Here is a 23,301-nt window from a genome sequence, read left to right as displayed (position 1 = left end):
TGGAGAAGTAGATGAACCTGGACGCCGAACAGCAAAACGCCCCCATCGAACGAAGCGGGCTGCCGGGCATCCGTGGGACAGACCACGTTGGATTCACGGTGCCCGACATGGAACAGGCACACGAATTCCTCGTTAAAGTCATTGGATGTCAGCATGTTTACTCCTTGGGGCCCTACCCGCAGGATCCCGTGTTGATGCGGACCAAGCTCAACGTCCATCCGGAGGCAACGCTGGTGGAAATACGCTTCTACCGCTGCTTCAATGGATCCAATTTTGAAGTCTTCAACTATTCCTCGCCGGATCAACGCTTGGACCAGCCCCGCAACAGCGACATCGGAGGTCATCACCTCGCCTTCTACGTAGAGGACCTCGATGTAGCTGTCGACTACCTCAAGGGTCACGGCATCCAGGTGCTTGGGGACCCGACCCTGAGCTCCGGCGCGAGCAAGGGGCAGCGTTGGGTTTACTTCCTGGCCCCGTGGGGGATGCAATTCGAGCTCGTGTCCTTTCCGCAGGGAAAAGCCTACGAGTCGCAAACCCCGCTGCGGCTTTGGATGCCTTAACGAGGGTTTGGGCTACTGCGGTTGGCCACGCTCATCTTCGGAAAACTGCTTTCCCCGAGCTTCAACCCGATTGCAGCACTGCTTGCATCGTTCCGGGCAGAGCTCGGACCAGAAGTTGGTTGGCGCATGTTCGGGGGTTGTTGACGCGGATGGTTATGGCCTGGCGATGCGCCTGGCACTAGCCTTAAACAAGAACGGATCTGTGCGAAAAATTATCGCACTGCCATTAGTTCGCAGAATTCTTCCGTGCGAGCCGCACACGGAGATAAAGGAAATGAGTTTTCATGACGACAGAGAGTTCTGAGGGCGTCGGGTTTCGGTCTCGGCGAGGACCTATCCTCATCGCCTTGATGCTCGCAACGGGTCTGGTGGCGATTGATTCGACGATTGTTGCGACGGCGGTTCCTTCAATTGTGGGTGACGTCGGCGGCTTCACGTCTTTTCCTTGGCTCTTTTCCGCTTACCTGTTGGCGCAGGCTATCTCGGTGCCCGTCTACGCGAAGCTCTCAGACATGGTTGGGCGCAAGCCGATTATCCTTTGCGGCATCGGACTCTTCCTACTCGGGTCAATCCTCTGCGGAGTAGCCTGGAGCATGCCCGCCCTCATAGCATTCCGGGTTCTTCAGGGTCTGGGCGCCGGAGCAGTCCTGCCGATGGCCATGACCATCGTGGGTGATATCTACACCGTGGCCGAACGGTCTAAAGTGCAGGGCTACCTTGCCAGTGTTTGGGCCCTTTCCTCGGTGGTTGGCCCAACCTCCGGAGGCGTGTTCGCGTCGCTGGGCATCTGGCGTGGGATCTTCTTCGTGAACATTCCGCTTTGCCTCTTGGCGGGTTGGATGCTGATTCGCTCGTTCCACGAGAATATTGAGCGGGCCAAGCACCGTGTGGACTTCCTGGGGGCGGGCCTGCTGTCACTTTCCCTGAGCCTGCTCATTCTTGGGGCACTCGGCGGTGGCCAGTCATGGGCCTGGAACTCTCCCATAAGTATCGCGATATTTGCTGCCGGCTCTGTCCTGTTCGCTGCGTTTGTGCTCGCCGAAAGGAGGGCAACGGAGCCGATACTGCCTGCGTGGGTAGTGTCCCGTCGGCTGCTGGCGACGACGGCGATGACCTCTTTTGGCGTCGGTGCGGTCATGTTCGGCCTCACCTCCTACGTTCCCACGTACATTCAAGGAGCCACCTCGACCTCCCCAATCATCGCGGGGCTCGCTTTGGCTGCCCTGACCATCGGTTGGCCGATCAGTGCATCCCAGGCGGGCCGTTTCTATCTCCGCATCGGGTTCCGGAGGACCGCCCTGATTGGTGTCACGATCACGGTCTTGAGTACAGCTGTTCTTGCTCTGACTGCGCCTGCGCCCAACGTTTTTGTGGTGGCTGCGGGCTGCTTCGTCGTCGGGCTTGGCCTGGGGCTGGTGGCGACCCCGAGCCTCATTGCCGCACAGACCAGCGTCGAATGGAATGAGCGAGGCGTAGTTACCGGTACCAATCTTTTTGCACGTTCGATCGGCAGCTCTGTCGGCGTCGCCGTTTTCGGGGCTGTCGCTAACGCGATATACGCGCGTGTTCCCGGCGGAAATTCGGATCCCCAGACAATCGTGACGGCATCTACCGCTGTATTCATCGCCGTGCTGGTCAGCGCCATACTCACTGTGGTCGCCGTTATCGCCATGCCCTCGGTCAACGGCGAAAGCAACACACTCGAGGCATCGGCGGAGGCCAGGGCGGCCTCTTCATCTGGTTAGGAACGAGTCGCCGTATAGACCCGAATCAATTTCTTGCGCTGAGCGCCCGACCCCCCTCGTCGAGGGGGTCTTTGCTTTTAACGTGTACTCCTGATCCTGGGAACCCCAGCGGCAAGGAACGTGCAGGCCGTCCAGGCACTCGACAAATATTATGATTCGATCTACGATACGAACGTACCAAAAAACGTACTCAACAGATCAAGGGTGATCACATTGGACGTAGACCTCTTCACCGATATCAGCGGCCCCTATGTGGACGAAAGTGCGTGTGCTGCCTGGCTTCTCTGCGACCGCCATGATCCGGAGTCAACGGCCTACACGGTAGTCGAAGACAACGGAGCGGCAAAAGCGGTCACTTACGGCGAACTCCACAACGAATCGATCAGGCTTGCCAACGGCTTTCGCGACCTCGGGGTGCAGTCCGGCACCCGCGTCGCCACTCTTCTCCACAAGGGCCCCGAACTTGTGACCACAATGCTTGCGGTATGGCGACTGGGCGCGGTGTACGTGCCGTTGTTTACCGCCTTTGCAGGCAAAGCGGTCGAATTTCGGATCCATACGGCACAGGTAGGCCTGGTTATTACGGACACAGCCCAACGCGGGAAGCTTCCGGACCTCACGGGGAGCCCCATCAAGGTCGTCGTTGTCGATGGAGCCGGCGAGCCCGAAGATGTTGACTACCAAACGTTGCTGGCTAGCGCTTCCACCAAAGACCTGGAGGCTTTTGTTCAGGGTCCCGATGGCCCGCTCGTCCACATGTTCACATCCGGTACAACGGGTTCCCCCAAAGGTGTCATTCATCCGCTGCGACAGGCCGCAGGATGGCACAGCTACCTTAAATACGGGCTCGGAGTCGCCAGCGACGACGTGTATTGGTGCGCAGCGGACCCTGGATGGGCCTACGGCCTTTATGCCGGAATCGTTGCCCCGCTCGCGAATGGGACGGGGGCGATCCTGCAGGCCGGAGCCTTTGAGCCCACTGCTGCATGGAAAATCATCGAGAACCTGGGAGTCACAAACCTGACGGCGGCCCCCACCGTATATCGGGCGCTACGCACTCATTTCCCGGTCCTCCCATCGCGCACCCGTCTGAAGCGCCTGTCAAGCGCGGGTGAACCGCTCACGCCGGAGGTCAACGTATGGGCAGGGGAACAGTTGGGCCTGGAGGTCCACGACCACTTCGGCCAGACAGAAGTTGGTATGGTCTTCGGCAACGTCCACCACCCCGCGATCGCCCGCAAGGTTGTCCCGGGATCCATGGGCTACCCGCTTCCCGGATGGGCGGCGACGGTGCTTGGTGAAGACGAGGCCATGGAACTCGCGCCGGGCGTGATGGGCCGGGTGGCAATCGATGTCGCGAAGAGTCCAGCGATGACATTCCGAAGCTACCAGGACCCCTCGCAGACAGCATCGCGATTCACCCGCGATGGGCGCTTCTATCTCTTGGGCGACCTCGGCCATCGGGACGCTGATGGAGCATTCCATTTCGCATCCCGCGATGACGACGTCATCATCATGGCCGGCTATCGGATCGGCCCGTTTGAGATCGAATCGATGCTCAGCGAACACCCGGCCGTCGCCGAAAGCGCTGCGATCGCCGCTCCCGACGCGGATAGGGGAGAAGTGCTGGAAGCCTACGTCGTACTCAGTGATGGTTGGGAGCCGTCTGACGCCCTTCGGCAGGATCTTCAAGGATTTGTGAAAAGCCATTATGCCGCTCATGCCTACCCCCGATCCATCCACTTCATCCACGAGCTTCCGAAGACACCCAGCGGCAAAATCCAACGCTATGTCTTGAGGCAGCAGCGACGTTCCGAGGTGGAGAAGGCAGGGCAGTTGTGACGTCCCCGCATCTCCAAGTCGAACAACGGGGAGCGGTCCGGTGGCTCTTCCTGAACCGCCCAGCTCAGCGCAACGCTCTCAATGGCGCCTTAGTGAACGCCTTGGCCGCTCAAGTCGACGATATCGCCCATGATCCAGGGACGGCCGTCGTCGTGCTGGCAGGGAAAGGCAAAAGTTTCAGTGCTGGCGGGGATTTCCGGCATTTCCTTGCACTTGAGGACGAAAGCGAAGCGGGCGTGGTGGAATTCCTCGAACGTCTTTCGAACGTCGTCACGACTATAGAGCGAAGCTCCAAGCCCTGGGTTGCAGCTCTCCACGGACACGCAATCGCCGGCGGTCTTGAACTCGCTTTAGCCTGCGACGTCGTCATTGCTGCTGAAGGAACACTGGTCGGCGACGGGCACCTGAACAATAAGCTGACGCCCGGGGCAGGGTCCAGCGTTCGTCTGGAGCGCGCTGTTGGAAAGAGCCCGGCACGGTGGATGCACCTCAGCGGTCAGCCCATGACAGCGGAAGCATTGCGACCAACTGGCTGGCTGCATGACGTGGTGCCATATCAGCAGTTGCACCTGAGGGCCGCCGAGGTCGCCGCCCAGCTCGCCGCCAGGGACTCGCCGGCGCAGCAGAACCTCAAAAACCTGCTTTCGTCGATTGTCGAACTCGACGATTCAGACGCCCTTGATCTGGAACTCGCAGCATTCCAGGCCAATTGGCGTGACAACAATGTTCCAGATGCGCTCCGCCAGTTTCTGGCAGCACGCAGGCTCAACCAGAAGTAGGAGACACACGCCTTGAAAACCCACAAGACCCCGGTGACCGACCGATATATAGGCAGGACCGTGGCGATAACAGGGGCTGCGCAAGGCCTGGGATTGGCTATGGCCAGCCGCTTTGCAGCGGAGGGTGCTTCCTTGGCGCTGGCCGACGTCAACGACGTATTGCTCAGCGAGGCCATGAACCAGATCCAGGTCCACGGCGACGCCACCGTCAGCCAGAATGTGGTTGACGTGACGGACTCGTCCACGGTGAATGGATGGATCTCGGAAGTGGAACAAACCCAGGGAGCAGTCGATGTGCTGGTGAACAACGCTGGGATCATCCGGGACAACCGCATCGAGAAAATCAGCGACGCGGACTGGGACGCCGTGGTGGACGTCAGTCTGAAAGGTGCCTTTTACTGCTCCCGTGCCGTATTCCCGGGGATGCGGAAACGCCGCTATGGCCGGATCATCTCGTTTTCGTCGATGTCCTGGAGAGGTAACTTCGGACAGTCCAACTATGTAGCGGCCAAAGCTGGCGTGGTGGGGCTGACGAGAACGCTTGCCCTGGAAGGGGCACGTGACGGTATAACTGCCAACGCCATCGCTCCCGGGCTCATTGAGACGCCCATGCTTGCATCAATGAACGATGCAGCACGGAACCTCCTCATCAATAAGGTCCCGATGATGCACACGGGTGACCCCTCGGACATCGCGGAAGCAGCAGCCTTTCTGGGCTCCGAGGGAGCGGCATTCATCACAGGTGTAGTTCTCGATGTTGACGGAGGCATCTCGATCGGGTCCTCCATACGTTGAACAGACGCCGATGCAGGGGAAGGTGCTCGCGCACCTTCCCCTGCATACTTATTGGGGCTTAGCCGTCAATCCGTGGATGACGAGTTCGCCGATTTCCGTGAACGCCTCACCGGCAGTCAGTCCGGTCGCCTCCAGGAGCTCGCCGGACTGCACACCGTCAATCAGCAAAGAAATGGCTTGACCAGCCAAGGCTGCATCTGCGGCCCGGAACGCTCCCGAGGCCACACCATCTTCGATCATGCCTTGAACTTTTCGGGCAGCGGCACGGGAATTCAACCGATAGATCGCCGCGGTTGGCTCGTAAGTAATCATGTCGAGGTAGAAGGCGCGCGAATTACGACTCATGGCAGAGCCGACACCCGCAAGATAGCGAATTATCCGGTCTGCGGGATCCTCGACAGCGGTAATTCCAGCCTCTATGGCCTTGGTAGACCGTTCAAAAAAGTGCCTCGTAACCTTTTGGATGATCTGTTCGCGGCTGCTGGCCACTGAGTAGAGCGTAGTTTTGGAGCATCGAAGCCGGCTGCAGAGCTCCTCGATCGTCAAGCTGCTAAAACCCTCTGACAAGAAGAGAGCTTCGAGCTCCACCAGTAATTCCTGGCTCCTGGACCCGTCGTCGCTTTTCCGGGATCGACGGGCACGACCCGTGGCTGAAGTGGCATTTTGAGGCATCATATGACGAGCCCTCCTTGTCTGAACTTACGAGTACGAACGTATCATGTCCCGTACTTCTCAGTTCTTCAGGGGCTGGTAAGCGAACAGCGTTCGCCGAGCGGCCGCCGTCGAACGCTGAATGTTCGACGGCGGCCGGGCTCGGGCGGTTCTTTAGCGGTTGATGACGGGCAGGACGAGCCGGCTGGGGTGTTCGGGTCCGTGCATGATCCGGTTGGTGGCGATGACCGCCTGGTCCACAGACTCCCGGGCGATAAAGCCTCCGGTGTTCGTATTTCGGTCGTAGCGGGGGAAGTTGCTGCTGGAAATATCGAGTCGGATGCGGTGACCGGGCAGGAAGACGTTGGAGGTCACCGCCATCGGTACGGTCACCTCGTACACCTCACCGGGGGTCAGGGGCGCGGGGTTCGACAGGTCGTTCCGGTAGCGCAGACGCAGGATGCCGTCGCAGAGGTTGATTGCGCGTCCGTCGGGGAAGACGTCAACGAGTTTGGCGGTGATATCCGTGTCCACGGCGCTTGAAGAGACGAACACCTTGAGCTCCACGTGCCCGGTCACTTCAATGGGCTCCTCGAGGACGGGTCCGGTGTAGCAAAGGACGTCGGATCGTCCATCCACAACCTTCTGGTCAACTGGGCCCACCAAACCGGGCACGCTCGGAAGAAGGGCGCCACCGGCGGTGGGCAGTGGATCACGTGGATCGTACTGGAATTCGTCGTGGCCCGCCAACGAGGATGCCGCGGACTGGAGGGCACCGTCGCCGTTGCGGGTGTTGGCCGACCCGCCACTATGCAGGTGGTAATCCGTGTAGGACGTGTCGGGGAGCGGCCAATCCTGCTCATCACGCCATTGATCAATGCCCATGACGAAGATCCGCACCCTGGGCGCGGGGGACTCGGGTGCGAGGTTACGAAGCGTCTGGTTGAAGAACGTGATGTGGGCCTCGGTGGCGTCTCCAACGCCAAGTGGCCCGAAGTGCCGATCTGCATACTGCCCGGTGAGCGGCCCGTGTTCCCATGGGCCGATAATCAGGCGGGAGTCCTCACGGGCCGTTTCCGATGCGCCCTGTGTGCGGACCCTGATGAAGTCTGAGACCGTCCCGTTGATCTTGAGGTCATACCAGCCGCCGATGGCCAAGACGGGAACCTCCACCGAGCTGACCAAGGGGGACCAGTCTTGGGCGGCCCAGTAGCCGTCGAAGTCGGGGTGGGCCAGCCAATCGTCGAACCAGCGCCCCTTTCCGATCACCGGCAAATCGGCGACGGGCGTGGCGTCATTGAGTGATAGGACGTTCAGGAATGAGCCGCCGAGCCGTATCAGTGTGGCGGGGTCGCTCGCCCTGCCGCTTGCCAGATCACGTTGTTCTTCGTTGGCGTACATCATGACGTTCCACATGGTGTCAAGGCTCAAGGACAGTGCGCCACCTTTTGAATACCAAAGCTCGGAATACCAGTCGGTCGCTGCCATGGTGGGGGCAATGGCTTTCAGGCCCGGCGTTTCCTTGATCGCCAGGGCCCACTGGGTCATCCCCATGTACGAAGCCCCATACATGCCGATCGTGCCGTCTGACCATGCCTGCCGGGTGATCCAATCCGCCGTGTCCTGACCATCAGCGATCTCGTTGATCTTGGGCTCGAACTCACCTTCCGAGCCAAAAGTGCCTCGCGCGTCCTGAAGGACGACTGCGTACCCCGCGTTCACCAGTCCGATCAGGCTGGGGTGTGGAGTTCCTGGCCCACCGTACATCGTCGGCGTCTGCCTGTTGTACGGAGTTCGTACCAGAAGGGTCGGTGCGGTTCCTTCGAGCGGGCGCCAAATGTCAGCTGCCAGTGTGACTCCGTCCCGCATTGCCATCGTGACGTTAGGTTCATAAACGTGCTTCATGAGTCTCTCCTTTGAGAACTCGAACGATCAGCGCTGGCGTACGCCTCAGCTGTGTCCGCTTGGTCAGCGTTAATGTTTAGCAGTGTGCCTTGGATGAGGCATGGCGTCAGCGGGTGAAGCAGGGGAGATCAATGCAGACGCGAGTACGATATTCGATACGAACTACCCTTAAAAAGTATCACAAAGCATGGGGAGTGCAAGGGGCGATTTGGCTGGCGTGCAGGCAGTTTGCTTACCCCTGTTACACTGAATGATGGAATCATCAATCACGCGGCTCCCATCATGGGGCGAGAGGCAATCATGGATGAATTTTCCGATTTTCGGGCGCCTCTGTATGAGGTGAAGGCCAACCTCTTCAAAGGCTTGGCGCATCCGGTCAGGATCAGGGTCTTGGAGCTGCTGAGCGCGGCTCCAGAGGTATCGGTGACTGACATGCTGGCCGCGACTGGTCTGGAAGCATCCCACCTGTCCCAACACCTGTCCGTGCTGCGCCGCTACCACCTTGTCACCGGTGAACGCCGGGCGTTGCAAATGTTCTATTCGTTGGCCTACCCGCAGGTCGCAGAACTGCTGGCAGTGGCCCGGCAACTGCTACATGACATGCTGGACACCACCCGCGAACAGCTTGAACATTCAACGGCGAACCTTTCTGCGACAGCCCCTTCCGGCGCCCCGCGATGACCGCCCTTCGCGCGGCCCGGGCGCTGCTGCCGTCCTTGCGGGACTATGCGGAACTTCCCCGGTCGTGGAAAGGGGATCTCGTTGCGGGGCTTACCGTTGGAATCGTTGCGCTGCCCTTGGCTCTGGCATTTGGAGTCAGCTCCGGGGCCGGAGCGGCCAGTGGACTGATTACCGCGGTGATCGCCGGAATCGTTGCGGCTGTCTTTGGCGGGTCCAACATTCAGGTTTCCGGCCCGACCGGCGCCATGGTTGTAGTCCTCGGCCCTGTCATCGCAGCTCACGGTATCAGCGCGTTGGCCGCTGTGTCGGTCCTTGCCGGCGCAATGGTCATCGTCGCTGGTGTCCTTAAGCTCGGCCGCGTCGTGACCTTGCTGCCCTGGCCGGTGATCGAAGGATTCACCCTGGGCATCGCGCTGATCATCTTCCTCCAGCAGGTGCCCGCTGCGTTCGGGGTGCACGCCGGGTCAAGCAGCAACGCGGCCGTCTCGGCTTTCCAGGGGCTGGCGACGACGTCGCTGGCCGCTGTATGGGCTCCCGTGGTCCTGGTGGTCCTGGTAGCAGTGATCATGGTCGCCGCACCGCGGATCCATCCGCAGATTCCCGGTTCCCTCCTCGCCATCATCGTGGCCAGCGTCGCTGCCCAGGTTCTGGACCTTCCGGTGGCGAGGATCGGCGCACTTCCTGGCGCGCTGCCGTCCCCAGTCGCCCCCGCCCTTGACTGGGGCACTGTGGCAGCGCTGGCAGCCCCGGCCGCAACGATCGCAGCGCTGGCTGCGATCGAGTCACTGCTTTCTGCACGGGTCGCCGCCTCGATCTCTGACACCGGTCCCTATGATGCAGACCGCGAACTCCTGGGCCAAGGCCTGGCCTCTATCTGCTCCGGGTTTTTCGGCGGTATGCCTGCCACCGGTGCCATCGCCCGCACAGCAGTGAACATCCGCTCTGGCGGCCGGACCAGGCTGTCCGCCGTCATCCACGCCGTAGTCCTGCTGGCCGTTGTCTACCTTGCTACGGGTCCAGTCTCGCGGATTCCGCTCGCTGCTTTGGCCGGTGTCCTGATGATCACCGCCACCCGCATGGTTTCCGTGGCCACCCTGCGCAGTGTGATCGGGTCCACGCGGGCAGATGCTGTCGTTTTCTTTGTCACTGCCGTGATCACCGTGTCCTTTGACCTGATTCAGGCCGTAGCCATCGGCATCGCCGTCGCGTCCTTCTTTGCCCTGCGCACGATGGTCAAGTCCAGCGGGGTGCACCGTGAGGAAATTCCCGGTCCTGTCCAAGACGGGGATGAACACATTGCCGTGTTTCGACTGGATGGGGCGTTGTTCTTCGGCGCCGCCGAGCGTGTTCTGGAACGCGTCAGTGCTATCCGCAACGTTGACGCAGTCATTATCCGCATGTCCCAACTCCAAGTCCTGGATGCTACTGGGGCGAGGGTCATCACCGACATCGTCAATGCACTGGAACGGCGCGGAATCACAGTGTTGATCAAGGGAATCCAGGCCCGGCACCTTGCCTTGGTCACGCGGGTGGGCGTGCTGGAATCCCTACGCCACCACAAACACCTGTTCGAGGACCTGGCCCCGGCCGTCGAGCACGCGCGCAGTCATGTCGCCCGGGCGATGGCCGCCCGCGCCGCGGAGCAAGCCGGCGCACCTCCAGGACGACGGTCCGATCAATGATCAGGAACCCCTTCGCCGGCCTGAGAAGGCCTGTCCACTGAGGATCTATTCGAACGAGGCACGTCGGGCATCATTTGTTTTGGTTTGCCACACGTCGGGTGCGTTGACCTTGAACCGCCGGCCTGTCAGGGCGCGGGGTACCAGTCTGATGTAGTTATCCTTGGGGCCAGGTTGCCATGGTTCAAGTCCCAGCGCATCGACCTTCGCTGTCTCGTCGGGATCTGTCATGAGAATTGTTTCACCGCGGGCGACGACACTCCAGGCTTCCGTTGTCGCGGCATCGTACCCATCGATTTCCAAAACCCCGGGTCTGGACGCCATTGCTCCCCACAGTTTCCGTCCGGGGCTGCTGCGGAAAACGATGTGACGGTCAAAGAGAACGTAATTCACCGGGAAGATTTCGGGGTGGTCATCCACCACCAGGCCAAGGCGGCCTATTGTCGCCGCAGCCAGCAAATTCCAGCACTCGTTAAAGGACAGCGACGAGTCATGACCTTCAGAGGTTCCGTCGTCCAGCGTTGGGGAATCATTCATCTCAGACGTCACATCTTCCTGTGGTTGGTTCCGGAGCTGTCGCTTCCAACAATGCCTTGTGGGCCGGTGCTGTTCAATGGCCAGGTTCCGGCCGTTTAGTGTTCCCGTCCTGTACCGAAGAAAAGTGCGACGGCGGCACTCGCCCGAGTGCCGCCGTCGTCCGGTTCCTTCTAGCTAAGCCAGGACGTCACCGTTTGCTGGTGCGCGTCCACCCACTTTTTGGCTGCGGCCTCGGGCGTCATGCCGCCCTGGATATCCGTCGCTACTGAGTTCTGGTCTTCGTTGGTCCATTTGAAGCCCTTGGCCAGCTTGGCTGCCGGTGAGCCGCTGTCCGCGAACTTCTTGGAAATGACCTTGTTGAGGGTATAGGTCGGGTAATCGCAGGCGACCTTTTCCGCGTCGGTATCGCAGCCCTCGGTCCAGGCCGGCAGGGCGACCTTCTTAAGTGGAACCTGGGACAGGAACCACTGTGGCTCATAGAAGTAGCCCAGCAACGGCGTCTTGTTTTGCTCCGCCGTCCGGAACGACTGAATCAGGGCAGCCTCTGATCCAGAGAACACCACCTTGTAATCCAAGTTCAGATTCTTCACCAAGGCTTCGTCGTTCGTGACGAAAGCGGGGTCGCCGTCCAGGACCTGGCCCTTTCCGCCGGACTCGGAAGTAGTGAACATCGAGGCGTACTTGTTACAGGTTCTTCCCGTCCGTGATGTCCGGGTACTTCTCTGCCATCCATGGTGGTACATACCAGCCGATGTGGCCTTCATTGCCGGTGGCACCGGCGTCTACAGCCACCTTCTGATCCGTAATGTACTGCTTGGTGAGGTCAGCATGGCCCCAGTTTTCCATGATCACGTCCACCTCACCGGAGGCGAAACCCTGCCAGGAAATCTGTTCATTCAGGTCCTTCTGCACCACGGTGCAACCGAGCTGGTTTTTCGCTACGTAGCTGTACACGGCGGCATTGGCCGTATAGCCGACCCAAGCGTTCATCGCGACACTAACAGCTCCGCAGGGTGCATCCCCGCCACTTGCGGGGGCGGCGGCCACCTGGTTCACGGAAGCACCGCCACAGCCTGTCAGCAGCAAAGCGGCCGCGGCGACTCCTGCCATCAGCGGGATAGTTCGTTTCAACAGCGGTGGGACTTTTTTCATTTGTTTGGTCTCCTTGTTGGGGGTGGGAGTATGGCGGGCTGGATTGTTGGTTTGAGCGACTAGGTTGAGGGGGTCTTGGCCGAGGCAATTTTCCGTATCGGGGCTGCCGCTGCAGCCTGGGTCATCCTGTCGAGCAGGATGCCGAGGAACACGATGGCAAGGCCAGCGGCCAGGCCCTTGCCGAACAGGGAACTTTGGACAAAGCCGGCGACGACGTCGTACCCGAGTCCGCCTGCACCGACCAAGGCACCCACGACCACCATGGCAAGGACGTAGATCAACCCTTGGTTGGCGGCGAGGGCCAGGGATTTCCTGGCCATCGGCAGCTGGACCTTGGTGATGACCTGCCATGGCGTCGACCCGCTGGAAATGGCAGCTTCAAGGACGGTGGGGGAGATCGCTGCGATGCCGTCGGCGGTGATTTTGATGGCGACAGGAGCTGCATAGATGATGCCTGCGATGATCGCGGTGAAACGGGTAGCGCCGAATAGTCCCAGGAAAGGAACAAGGTAGACGAACGCGGGCATCGTCTGGCCGGCGTCGAGTATTGGCCGGAGGACTTGGTCCACCCTTTGCGAACGGCCCATCGCGACGCCGAAGACCACACCAAGGACCATGACCAGCACGGTGGCCACCAGCGTTCCTGCGAGGGTGACCATGGAATCGCTCCATAGGCCTAGGTAGATGATGACACCAAGGCAGGCGGTGGTCACGGCGGCGAGCTTCCAGCCGCCCAATGCGTAAGCCGCCAGGGCAATGACGCCCACGAGGATGTAGAAAGGCGTGTCCGTGAGCAGGGACTGGAACGGGTTAAGGATTCCAGTGGTGATTGATTCCCGCAGGGACACCGTGAACAGGGACAGGTTGTTCTGCATCCACTGGCTTGCCGAGCTTACGGCTTGAACGATCGCCGGGCCGATGTTGACGTCTTTGGGGAAAGCCGCGGCCCACAATGAGCTCCTGGACAACTGGACCATGACCAAGGCCAGGACCAGCGTGACGCCCAAGAGTATGTATCGATTCCTGCGGGAGATTCGTCCGTTCCTGGCAGCGCCGGGTTCCGCCCGGCGGCTGGCCGCAGTGGTCACCCGGTCCAGCACGATCGCCAGCAGGACGATGGAGAGGCCGGCATTTACTGCAGTGCCGACGTCGAGCGATTGCAACGCGCGGACAACAACCTGGCCAAGCCCTGGAGCGGCAATAAGTGCCGCAATAGTAACCATGGATAGAGCCGCCATGGTGCTTTGGTTGATTCCCATGACAACCGTCCGCCGGGCCATGGGAAGCTGCAGGGTAAGCAGCCGCTGGAGGCCCGTTGTACCCAGCGAGTCCGAGGCTTCCCGGGTGTTCTCGGGGATGCTCCGGATACCGTGAGCGGTGAGGCGGATGACCGGAGGCGCTGCGTAGATGACGGTAGCAATGACGGCTGAGGCCGGGCCAATGAGGAAGATGAGCGCCAGGGGGGCCAGGTAAACGAACGTTGGCAAAGTCTGCATGAAGTCCAGTACCGGCGTGATCACTGTGGCGACGCGGGTAGAGACGCCGGCGAGGATACCAAGCGGGATACCGACCAGGAGAGTCAGCAGCACCGCGGTCAGGACCAAGGCGAACGTGTAGGTGGCCTCGACGAACAGACCTTGGAAGCCGAAGAAGGTAAAGACGGCTACCGTCAGGAGGGCCACGCGGGCGTTCCCGACAGCGAACGCAATCCAGCCAAGCAGTCCTACGGTTCCAAACCAGCCAATTTCCGGCAGTCGCAGGCCCGTGGAACTTGCGGCAAAGAGCGTGATGAAGAGGTTGGCGACGTTGTCAACTACTGCCCGCAGGGGTGTAAAGACATACAGGAAGACCGGGTTGTCCGCGCGGTTGGCAGCCACCCAGGCGTTGAACTGGTTCAGCGAGCGGTGCAGATCCGTCAGCTCGGAGGCAGGCAAAGTCAGGGTCGACGTCCCGTGCAGGATCAGAAATCCCAGGATCCAGATGACGCCCGCGGCCACCAGCAGAATGGTGCGGCGACTGGGGCGGCGGCGCGGTTCCCTACCAGGGGTCGTTGTTGGCTGGACCTTTTCCTGATCCCTGACAAGCGTAGTCATCAGGCCGCTGCTTCCGCTGGCTGCAACACAGAGAGGATACTGTCACGGTCGATCTGTCCGATGATCCTGCCTGCTTCATCCTCCACGAGGACAGGGCAGGAGGAATGCATCACCGCTGTTATGGCGTCCCGGATGATCATCCCGGAACTGAGGACCGGTGCATCCAGGGGCGTTCCATCCATCAGGGGACGCATAATCCACTTCAAGGTCAGAACGTCCGCGCGGGGAACTTCGGACACAAAATCCTGAATGTACTTATCTGCCGGGGATCCCACCAACTCATCCCCGGTGCCACACTGGACCATCTCGCCATTGCGCATGATCAGGATCCGGTCACCGAGCTTGAGTGCCTCGGAAAGGTCATGGGTGACGAACACCATGGTCTTACCCATTTCCTTGTGGAGACGGATGACCTCGGCCTGCATGTCACGCCTGATGAGGGGATCCAGTGCAGAGAAGGGCTCGTCGAACAGGATGGTGTCCGGATCGCCCGCCAAAGCCCGGCCAAGGCCAACGCGCTGCTGCATCCCGCCGGAAAGTTGATCCGGATAGTGTTGTTCGTACCCCTTCAGGCCGACCAGTTCAATAATTTCCCGAGCCCGGCCGTAGCGTTCGTTCTTAGCCGCCCCGCGGATCTGCAGCCCGTAGGATACGTTGTCCAAAACCGTGCGGTGGGGCAGGAGTCCGAAGTGCTGGAACACCATGGACATTTTCCGCCGGCGCAGTTCCCGCAGCTCCCCAACCCCTGCCTGCAGGACATCCTTGCCATCCACCATTACCTGCCCTGAAGTAGGTTCGATAAGCCGGGTGAGGCAGCGGACAAGGGTCGATTTGCCGGACCCCGAAAGGCCCATGACTACAAAGACCTCACCCTTGGCGACGTCGAAACTCAGGTTGCGGACGGCCGCCACGCAGCCCGAGGCTGCCAACAGTTCAGCAGAGCTAAGGGACGAAAGCTGAGGATCACCAGGGACCTTTTCACCAGCGGCGCCAAAAACCTTCCAGAGGTTCCGTACTGAGATGTCGGGGCTGTTCATTGCTGTACTCCTGCTTATGGCGGCTCGAACCAATGGCCGGGCTTCGAGTGGACGTTTTAATGCTTGTTCTTTCGCCGAAGTCAACCCACTCGGCTTGGGGAAGGCTGGTTACGTCGGTGGAGGCAGCGCTCTCAACGTCATGCTCCAGACGCCCGTGGGCAAATCCTTGCGCGATGTCGCTACGGCACTGTGAATCTTCTTGCTGCGAACGGGCTTGATCTGCATGTGGCTGGTTGTGTATGCATCAACATCACCCGTAATACGCAACAGTGATGTATCTCACTCAACCTGTCAAGGTTTGGAAATAAATAAAAACGATGGCCAACAGCTTCGATGAGTCAGGGCCTCAGAAAGGCCCTGGGGTGCCCGGTGCGGGCGAGACTGTTGGCTGTTTGAACTAAGGCTGCCAGCGAGCAAGGTTTCAACCCGAACGTCCAGCCACCATGAGCGAGGCCTGCGCGGTCAAAATGTTTGGCGGGTTGGATGCTTACCCAAGGGAAAGGTCACCTTGAGGGAAGCTGTTTTGTGACGAAACCATCGCGTCGTATTACGGCAATGACGTAGCGACCAGTGGCCCTTCGGCGACGGCAGCAAAACCGCTGGATGGTGCACCCGTGTCCTGCACGGTAGCGGCTGCGGCTGCGCTCCACGGCTAGGTGTCTTTGGCCAGGTCCTGGACGTCGAAGGTCTCGCGTGCCTGTTCGATGTGGGGCATGTGTGCTGCGGCCCATTCCAGGAGCACGTCGATGGGGTGGCGAAGTGTCTTGCCTAATGGTGTGATGCGGTACTCGATCGCCACGGGGCGCGAGCTGAGCAGCTCGCGTTCGATGATGCCGTTGCGTTCAACGCGACGCAGCGTCGCCGTCAGGGACTTCTGCGAGAGCTGTTGTGGGTCCCCGGACTGCACTGTTGCAGCCAGGGGACCCGCAGCTGTTACTTCTTTCCGGGAAGGAACATCGACTGTTCCATCGGCGTCACGGTCAGCGACTTCAGCTGGGCGGTGCCGCCTTCTGCGAAGAGTGACATCTTGTCGGCTCCGGCGTTCGGGAACACTTGGTCGGTGATGGTCTGCAGGCCGTTACTGGTGAATACCTCTACTGATGAGCGGTCCACGTAGATCCGCAGGGTGACATTGCCCTTATTGTCCAGGGTGACAGGGGCGTCATCCACGGAAGAGAATGCCGAGTGGAAAGCGGTGTTTCCGGACTTTGTTCGGTCAACGAAGATCTTTCCGGTCATGGCATCGTAGCCAATGATGGTGGAGGAGTTGCCGTCGCCCAGTACGGTGATGCCGGACTTCTTCGCCGTGCCGGGGGCGAAGGTGATGTCCACGCGCTGGACCTGGCCCGAAGTCGTCGCCGGCAGCGACGTTGTTCCGGCCGCGACAGCGCGGCCCTTCTTATCGGCGTAGCTCGGCTTTTGCGCGAGGTCGTCCACTTGCTTGACGGCGCTCTGGGTGAGGCGTGGTCCGTCGGGTGTCTGGGTCAGCTGCACCTCGCGGGGCAGTGACATGGCGCTGCGCCACGGGTTGGTAGGGATGTCGTTGGCATAGTCCCAGTTATTCATCCAGCCCAACATGACCCGCTTGTTCTCGGGCATGTTCGCGAAGGAGACAGCCGCGTAGTAGTCGCGTCCATAGTCCAGCCAGTCATACGACTCCAGGCGGGACGTCGCTGCTGTGGAGCTTGCGGTGAACTCGTCCGCGAGTATATGCCCCCAGCCGAACCTGTTGTTATCGACAACCTTGATTTGTGCCTGCTGGCCAACGAATTCCTTGACATTCCATGAGGCCCAATCCAGGGTTTCACTGTCGTTGCCTGTGGCCGTACGGACCACCTGTCCGTTGACTACCAAGTTCACTGTTTCTTCATCAGACCTCAGGACGGCGGCGGTGTCGGTGAGCATGACGTGGTCAAGGGTCAGGTGACCCCACCCGCCGGTAGCTTGGTCAACCACCCGCAGCTGTGCATTCTGGCCCGCGAACTCCGAAACGTCCCAGCCTTTCCAGTTCAGCAGTCCGGCGTTATCACCCGCAAGGGAGCGGACGACGTTGCCGTTGATGAGCAGCTGGACGGCCAGGGTCTGACCGGAGTCCGCCGAGCGGTGGCCGCCCCCAACGAGCATGCTCATGAAGTTCTTCGTGATGGGGAACTCGGGGGATGTCAGGGTACCCTGACGGTCATCACCGGGTACGGTGCCGGTTTCGAACGTGTTGATTCGTTTGGCGCCAAGGTAAAAGTCCCCACCGCTGGTGGCCGGCTGGAAGTTGGGGGTCAGGTCTCCTGTGCCGGTCCAGCCGGCATCGGCCAGCGTTGTGCCATCCGGTACCTCGAAGCCGTCAAACTTGAGTTCTCCTGGGGGCGGGGTGTTGTCCAGCTTGTCGGAGACGCGAGGGTGCTTGCCGCCGCCAATGAGGAAATTCAGGTAGTCGTCCGTCACGGTAAAAGTTGGTGACTGCATGGTACCCAGCGGCCAGTCGCCGTCGTTGAATGAGTTGATCAATCCTGTGCCGCCAAATTGGGTCACCGGATTTTGACCGGGCAGGGAACCGGCCGCGGGAGCGTCGCCGAAAGGGCCGTTCTTCCAGTTGCCGGGTTCGTTGTTGACGGTCCAGCCGTTGTAGGTGCCGTCGTTGAAGCCGGCAAGGACAGTACCGGCCGGTGCCGCTGTGGTTGGTTTCGTGGTTTCGGAGGTGAACGTGGTGCCATCGAAGTTGCCCACGAAGTATTCTCCAGCCGAGCCTCCGGCGACACCGCCGGGGTTGATGTTGACGACCATGACCCACTTGATGTTGTTCGTATCCCCATCCACCGCGAGCGGGAACAAATCAGGGCATTCCCACTGGCCGCCGCTGGCGTTGGCGGGCCCGAACTCGCTCAAGGCAGTCCAGTCCTTGAGATTGCCGGATTTGTAGAGGAGAACCTTGTGATCTTGCGATTCGACTGCGGTCATGACCCAATATCCGCTGCCGGACGGGTTGTCGTACCAGAAGACCTTCGGGTCGCGGAAGTTTGCTGAATTGCGGTTCAGCACAGGATTGCCGGAGTACTTGGTCCAGGTCTGGCCGTCATCCAGGCTGTACGCCAGGGACTGGGCCTGCAGACCCCGGTGCGGGGAGGGCTCCTTGTAGGCGCTGGTGTAGATGGCCACCAGCGGGGGGTTTTCCTTCGTCCCGAAGCCGGTTGTGTTGTCCTTGTCAACCACAATGCTGCCGGAGAACACATCTTCCTGTGCATCGGTTGAGAGGGCGAGGGGCTGCTCCTGCCAGTGAACCAGGTCCTTCGACGTCGCATGTCCCCAGGACATGTTTCCCCACGTGTTGCCGGAAGGGTTGTGCTGGTAGAAGAGGTGGTAGACGCCCTTATGGAAAATCATCCCGTTGGGATCGTTCATCCAATTCTTCGCGGGTGTGTAGTGGTAAGCAGGTCGAAATTGCTCACTTCCCACCTCTGGTTCCGCGGATGCCGGTGTCACACCGGCCATGACGCCCGTAAGCGTCAGCCCCGCCAACGTTAACGCAGATGTTGCCATCCGCATCCTGTTGATCTTGAGTTTTTCCATCATTCTTTTCGGTCGCCCTTCATCGCGGCGTGCCCATCCCCACATAGACAACGTTGTCAGTGCTCTCAGAAGCTACGACAAGTCCAGCGGACAAGTCAACGGTTTTTTCGGCCATGTGCAGGACGATTCATTGCATTCCGAGGATTGAGACATCGTTGTCAGAATGGGCTTGCCAAAACACAAGTAACGCGGGTAACCTAAATCACATTTGCAACTAACTCGTGTTACTAGTCACTACCTAGGCAGCGCGGCGAGACAAGGAGGCTCTGCACATGCAGGACCTCAGTGACGACGTCCGTCATAGGTCTGCAGCAGACCAGGATTTCAGAGATCGTCTTCGGGCCGGGCAGTGAGAATCCGATTGGCGCTTAGCTGCAGGATGCCGAGCGACTCCTGGATCAGGGGCGATGTGATGCTGCCACGCCGCACCGCGGCGACAATGCGGCGCGAGGGCTTACCCCTGCCGGTGATACGGAGGCGAACTACGTTTTCTGCACTACGCAGCGGCGCCAGTCGCGGCAGCAGGCCCACGCCCAGCCCTGCGCCCACGAAGGCGATTTGGGTTTCCCACTCAACGGCCTCATGGGCAATTCGTGGTGTTACCCCGGCCGCGGTGAACGCCGCGGTGAAGAGGGAATGGTAGGTGGAGCCGGCGGCCTCGGTGATCCAGGGTTCTGACGCCAGCTCTTGGAGAGTCACTGTTTCCCGCGATGCCAACGGATGGTCAGAGGGAATGATCACGTCCAGGGGGTCATCGAGCAGGACGGTCTGTTCGAATCGCGGATCGTCCTCAGCGTAAGTGTCGGACTGCATGGCAACAATGACCGCGAGGTCGATTCGCTCGGCAACCAACAAGTCGAAGCAGCGGGCCGGGTTGGCCTCGAGTACCTGCACTTCCAGCTGGGGACGGGTTGAGCGAAGAGTCGCGGCGAGCGGTGCGAGCAACTGGGCGGCCGCCGTCGAGAATCCGCCGAGGCCGAAATGGGACTGCACCTGGTCGCCAGCCTCCATGGCGGCTGCACGCAGGCTCTCCCAGTCGGCAATGAGGGTGTCCGAACCCGCCACGAGAAAGCGGCCAGTGGCGGTCAGTCGCACCCCCCGGCCATCCTTCGTCAGCAGCTGCATTCCAAGCACGCGCTGGAGCTCGCGCAACTGCGCGGAGACGGCGGAGGGAGAATAGCCTGTGAGCTCCGCGGTGGCGCCAATGGTGCCGCAGCGGGCAAACACTCGAAGTGTGATGAGTCTCGCATCGATCATGCACCTATTGTGCATGGTTATCTTCTAAATGTTGCGCTTTTGTTGCAGCTCATTCGTCCCTAATCTCATGACTACAAGGATTTTGAATACAACATCGGTTGCACCCAAGCACCCTTGGTCGCCATGAATCGCACGCTAACCCAGGCCTCCCGGGAGGAAACACATGTCTGCTCCAGTCTTGCCCCTCAATTCACGCGGAAAACTCGCTTCATCTTTGCCTGCAGAGCAGCTGGCAGAGATCAGCGAGTTGTTCGAGTTCCGGCGCAAGGGATATTCCCTCGATGCGCCTTTCTACACCGATGCCACGATCTTCAAGATCGACATGGAAGCCATTTTTGGCCAGCACTGGATCTTTGCCGCCAGCATCGCGGAACTTCCGGAGCCGGGCGACTACGTCACCGTCGACTATGGTCCCTACTCCCTGATCGTGCTGCGCAATGACGACGGCGGCGTGAACGTCCTGCACAACGTGTGCCGCCACCGCGGCGCCCGCGTCTTGACCGAGCCCGCCGGGTCAACAGGCAACCTGGTCTGCGGCTACCACTCTTGGACATACTCCCCGGAGGGCAACCTGATCCATGCCTCGGCGCCGGGGGAGACGAAGTTCGACAAGGGCTGCTTCGGCCTCAAGCGCGCCCACAGCCGCGTGGTTGCCGGACTGATCTTCGTCTGCATTGCGGACGAACCGCCCACCGACTTTGACGAGACCTCCAAGATCTTCGAGCCCTACCTCGCACCCCACGATCTGTCCAAGACGAAAGTCGCTTACCAGCAGAACATCGTTGAAGAGGGCAACTGGAAGCTCGTCATGGAGAACAACCGTGAGTGCTACCACTGCGACGGCCACCCGGAACTCGCTTGTTCCCTCTTCCCCACCTGGGGCCTGACGGAGGGCCTGATCCCGGCCCACCTTGAAGAGGTGTGGGACCGCAACAAGGAAGCACAGGCATCGCTCGAGGAGCGTTGCCGCCGCTATGGCCTTCCCTACGAGGTGGTGGAAGAGCTCGACACCCGAATTGCTGGAATCCGTATCTCCCGGGAATCGTTGGATGGCGACGGCGAATCGTTCTCGCCCGATGGGCACAGGCTCTCCAAGAAGCTGCTCGGCGATTTGCCGGACTTCCGGCTTGGCCGCTGCTCGATGCACCTTCAGCCCAACAGCTGGTTCCACTTCCAGAGCGACCACGTCATCACGTTCGGGGTCTTCCCCATCAACGAGCACCAGTCCCTGGTCCGCACCACGTGGCTGGTAGCCGATGACGCCGTGGAAGGTGTCGACTACGACCTGGAGAAGCTCACCTACACCTGGAAGCAGACCAATCTGCAGGACAAGGCGTTCGTGGAGCTGTGCCAGACGGGCGCCGGCAGCCCTGCCTACGAGCCCGGCCCGTACATGAAGAGCGAATACCAGGTGGAGGCATTCATTAACTGGTACGTGCAGCGTGTCCAGGAGCACCTGGCATGATTGAACTCCTCACTGAGACGGCAGTCCAGGAACCGCAGCGCATTCGCGGTCTTGAGATGCCCTGGAACAGGGTGATGGGAAGCACCGAGGGTCCCGCCAGCGCTGCCCGCGCGTTGGGTCCTTGGCATCCGCAGGAGTTCATGGCCGAATGTGTTGAGGTGGTTCCCGAGGTGGGCGGCATGATGACCTTCGTGTTCCGCCGCTGTGACGGTGCGCCACTGGCGTTCCGTGCGGGGCAGTACGTGAACGTTGCCTTTCCCGTGAACGGCGAGGACCAGGATCCGGTGGACCGCAGCTACTCACTGTCCAGTTCGCCCACTCAGCCGTGGACCTTCAACATCACAGTCAAACGGGACGCCACTGGCCTTGTCTCTCCTTGGGTGCACGAGAACATCAAAGCCGGCACCGTCCTGGACATGCTCGGCCCGGTTGGGGCATTTCACCTGCCCGATGCCGACCGCCGGGCACGCTACCTCTTGTTGGCTGCCGGCGCAGGGATCACCCCCATCATGTCCATGGTGCGGACCATCCACTCCCTGCCCGGGCACGCGGACGTCGTCGTGCTCTATCACGGCGCGGAGGCTGGAGGCTTTGCTTTCCACAAGGAGTTGGCCTACATCGCCTCCGTGGACTCGCGGGTCAAGGTCTTCTACTCCCTTGGCGACCGCAGCAAACCCGAGGGCTGGGAAGGACTCACCGGAAGGCTGACGGCCTCCATGCTGGACGAAGTGGCCCCCGACGCCAACGGCCGCCAGGTCTATGCCTGTGGTCCAGAGGGTTACCTGAACACCGCAACGGAACTCCTTGGGAAGGTCGGCGTCGACGACACCTCCATCTACATGGAATTCTTTTCGGGAGACCGCCAGACGATCCTTGAGTACCAGGCGGAGCTCGCGCTAGCGGCGGACATTGCCGAGGAAATCGCGGAGGAAATCGCCGATTCCGCGGAGGACTACTACGAAAGCCAGCCCACAGCGTTCGGGCTCTACGAGCCAGGCTACGACGCCGAGGGAACCCTGAAGGCCGGGGGACTGCCGCTGGAAACCATCGATCCGGATGCGCCCAGTGCGGAAGCCCTCGACGGCGGTTCGGACACGGCGCCGCAGGCCGCGTCCCCGGATGCTTCAAGCTTCGACACAGTCGGAACGGGAAGCCTCACGCTGTCCTTCATGCGCACCGGAATCAATGTGCGCATCGACCCCACCGAACACATTCTGGGGGCCGCCCAGCGTGCGGGCGTCAGGATCGGGGCGAACTGCAAGGAAGGCATGTGCGGATCGTGCAAGGTCGTCAAGCTTTCCGGTGAGGTGGAAATGAACCACCAGGGCGGGATCCGGGCTAGGGAAATCGATGCAGGCAAGTTCCTGCCCTGCTGCTCCACAGCGCGGACCGACATGGTGATCGATGCCTAGCTTCTTCCGGTCGCGGCGATAGGATTCTCCACCTTTTAAGAGTCCAGCGTTCAGGGCTCGAATCGCCGTTCGGGTCCTACTTCTGGAACTGTTTTGTCCACGGTCAGGGCCTACATGGCCCCTGACCGTGGACAAAACCACTGAAGA

At 60.6% G+C, this 23,301-nt stretch carries 19 protein-coding genes; 9 read left to right on the top strand and 10 right to left on the bottom strand.

Going from position 1 to position 23,301, the window contains the following annotated elements; all coding sequences use genetic code 11:
- Window positions 1-11: 11 nt before the first annotated feature.
- The 5 genes from ACTAQJ_RS04455 to ACTAQJ_RS04435 all read left to right on the top strand — a co-directional run bounded on the left by ACTAQJ_RS04455 (window position 12) and on the right by ACTAQJ_RS04435 (window position 5,724).
- Window positions 12-563 (top strand): VOC family protein, encoded by a 552-nt coding sequence (locus ACTAQJ_RS04455; protein WP_431115069.1) that lies wholly within the window; start codon window positions 12-14, stop codon window positions 561-563.
- Between the two features lie 284 nt (window positions 564-847).
- On the top strand, window positions 848-2,308 hold the full coding sequence (locus tag ACTAQJ_RS04450; protein WP_431115070.1) for an MFS transporter: 1,461 nt from the start codon (window positions 848-850) through the stop codon (window positions 2,306-2,308).
- A 204-nt stretch (window positions 2,309-2,512) separates the two neighbouring features.
- Complete coding sequence (locus tag ACTAQJ_RS04445) at window positions 2,513-4,150, top strand: AMP-binding protein (protein ID WP_431115071.1); 1,638 nt, start codon at window positions 2,513-2,515, stop codon at window positions 4,148-4,150.
- Window positions 4,147-4,929 (top strand): enoyl-CoA hydratase/isomerase family protein, encoded by a 783-nt coding sequence (locus tag ACTAQJ_RS04440; RefSeq protein ID WP_431115072.1) that lies wholly within the window; start codon window positions 4,147-4,149, stop codon window positions 4,927-4,929. Before ACTAQJ_RS04445 ends, ACTAQJ_RS04440 begins: the two co-directional genes overlap by 4 nt.
- A 12-nt stretch (window positions 4,930-4,941) precedes the next feature.
- Window positions 4,942-5,724: an SDR family oxidoreductase gene (locus ACTAQJ_RS04435; RefSeq protein ID WP_431115073.1), complete on the top strand. Its 783-nt coding sequence runs from the start codon at window positions 4,942-4,944 to the stop codon at window positions 5,722-5,724.
- A 48-nt stretch (window positions 5,725-5,772) separates the two neighbouring features.
- Here ACTAQJ_RS04435 and ACTAQJ_RS04430 read toward each other — a convergent pair whose 3' ends face one another.
- The gene (locus ACTAQJ_RS04430; RefSeq protein ID WP_431115074.1) at window positions 5,773-6,399 is read right to left on the bottom strand and encodes a TetR/AcrR family transcriptional regulator; all 627 of its coding nucleotides are present in this window, start codon (window positions 6,397-6,399) and stop codon (window positions 5,773-5,775) included.
- Between the two features lie 150 nt (window positions 6,400-6,549).
- Window positions 6,550-8,280, bottom strand: a complete 1,731-nt coding sequence (locus tag ACTAQJ_RS04425) for a CocE/NonD family hydrolase (RefSeq protein WP_431115075.1) — start codon at window positions 8,278-8,280, stop codon at window positions 6,550-6,552.
- A gap of 300 nt (window positions 8,281-8,580) precedes the next feature.
- Between ACTAQJ_RS04425 and ACTAQJ_RS04420 the strand changes: the two genes are divergently transcribed.
- Together ACTAQJ_RS04420 and ACTAQJ_RS04415 are read left to right on the top strand one after the other, a co-directional pair.
- Window positions 8,581-8,961, top strand: coding sequence for an ArsR/SmtB family transcription factor (locus ACTAQJ_RS04420; protein WP_431115076.1), 381 nt, complete (start codon window positions 8,581-8,583; stop codon window positions 8,959-8,961).
- On the top strand, window positions 8,958-10,643 hold the full coding sequence (locus ACTAQJ_RS04415; RefSeq protein WP_431115077.1) for a SulP family inorganic anion transporter: 1,686 nt from the start codon (window positions 8,958-8,960) through the stop codon (window positions 10,641-10,643). The genes ACTAQJ_RS04420 and ACTAQJ_RS04415 overlap by 4 nt, the downstream gene beginning before the upstream one ends.
- A gap of 45 nt (window positions 10,644-10,688) precedes the next feature.
- Here the strand turns inward: ACTAQJ_RS04415 and ACTAQJ_RS04410 are convergent, their stop codons facing one another.
- From ACTAQJ_RS04410 to ACTAQJ_RS04375, 8 genes are all read right to left on the bottom strand, one after another.
- On the bottom strand, window positions 10,689-11,177 hold the full coding sequence (locus ACTAQJ_RS04410) for a pyridoxamine 5'-phosphate oxidase family protein (protein ID WP_442015602.1): 489 nt from the start codon (window positions 11,175-11,177) through the stop codon (window positions 10,689-10,691).
- 170 nt (window positions 11,178-11,347) lie between these two features.
- On the bottom strand, window positions 11,348-11,848 hold the full coding sequence (locus ACTAQJ_RS04405; protein WP_498701002.1) for a glycine betaine ABC transporter substrate-binding protein: 501 nt from the start codon (window positions 11,846-11,848) through the stop codon (window positions 11,348-11,350).
- 13 nt (window positions 11,849-11,861) lie between these two features.
- Entirely contained in the window at window positions 11,862-12,329 is a 468-nt protein-coding gene (locus tag ACTAQJ_RS04400; protein WP_498701000.1) for a glycine betaine ABC transporter substrate-binding protein, read from the bottom strand.
- A 59-nt stretch (window positions 12,330-12,388) separates the two neighbouring features.
- Window positions 12,389-14,422 (bottom strand): ABC transporter permease, encoded by a 2,034-nt coding sequence (locus tag ACTAQJ_RS04395; protein ID WP_498700998.1) that lies wholly within the window; start codon window positions 14,420-14,422, stop codon window positions 12,389-12,391.
- Entirely contained in the window at window positions 14,422-15,459 is a 1,038-nt protein-coding gene (locus tag ACTAQJ_RS04390; protein ID WP_431115081.1) for a quaternary amine ABC transporter ATP-binding protein, read from the bottom strand. Before ACTAQJ_RS04390 ends, ACTAQJ_RS04395 begins: the two co-directional genes overlap by 1 nt.
- A 652-nt stretch (window positions 15,460-16,111) precedes the next feature.
- Complete coding sequence (locus ACTAQJ_RS04385) at window positions 16,112-16,366, bottom strand: winged helix-turn-helix transcriptional regulator (protein ID WP_498700996.1); 255 nt, start codon at window positions 16,364-16,366, stop codon at window positions 16,112-16,114.
- Between the two features lie 26 nt (window positions 16,367-16,392).
- The gene (locus ACTAQJ_RS04380) at window positions 16,393-19,023 is read right to left on the bottom strand and encodes a GH32 C-terminal domain-containing protein (RefSeq protein ID WP_498700992.1); all 2,631 of its coding nucleotides are present in this window, start codon (window positions 19,021-19,023) and stop codon (window positions 16,393-16,395) included.
- Window positions 19,024-19,344: 321 nt separating this feature from the next.
- On the bottom strand, window positions 19,345-20,277 hold the full coding sequence (locus tag ACTAQJ_RS04375) for a LysR family transcriptional regulator (protein WP_498700991.1): 933 nt from the start codon (window positions 20,275-20,277) through the stop codon (window positions 19,345-19,347).
- Window positions 20,278-20,440: 163 nt separating this feature from the next.
- Here ACTAQJ_RS04375 and ACTAQJ_RS04370 point away from each other — a divergent pair, with 163 nt between their 5' ends.
- A complete protein-coding gene (locus ACTAQJ_RS04370; protein ID WP_442015597.1) occupies window positions 20,441-21,742 on the top strand; it encodes an aromatic ring-hydroxylating oxygenase subunit alpha in 1,302 nt (433 codons plus the stop codon).
- The gene (locus tag ACTAQJ_RS04365; protein WP_498700986.1) at window positions 21,739-23,154 is read left to right on the top strand and encodes a ferredoxin reductase; all 1,416 of its coding nucleotides are present in this window, start codon (window positions 21,739-21,741) and stop codon (window positions 23,152-23,154) included. The genes ACTAQJ_RS04370 and ACTAQJ_RS04365 overlap by 4 nt, the downstream gene beginning before the upstream one ends.
- The last annotated feature ends 147 nt before the right edge of the window (window positions 23,155-23,301 follow it).

The sequence above is a fragment of the Arthrobacter sp. alpha11c genome, from assembly GCF_054149985.1.
The sequence above is the reverse complement of the archived record's forward strand: the minus strand, read 5'-3'. Positions and strand labels throughout refer to the sequence as shown.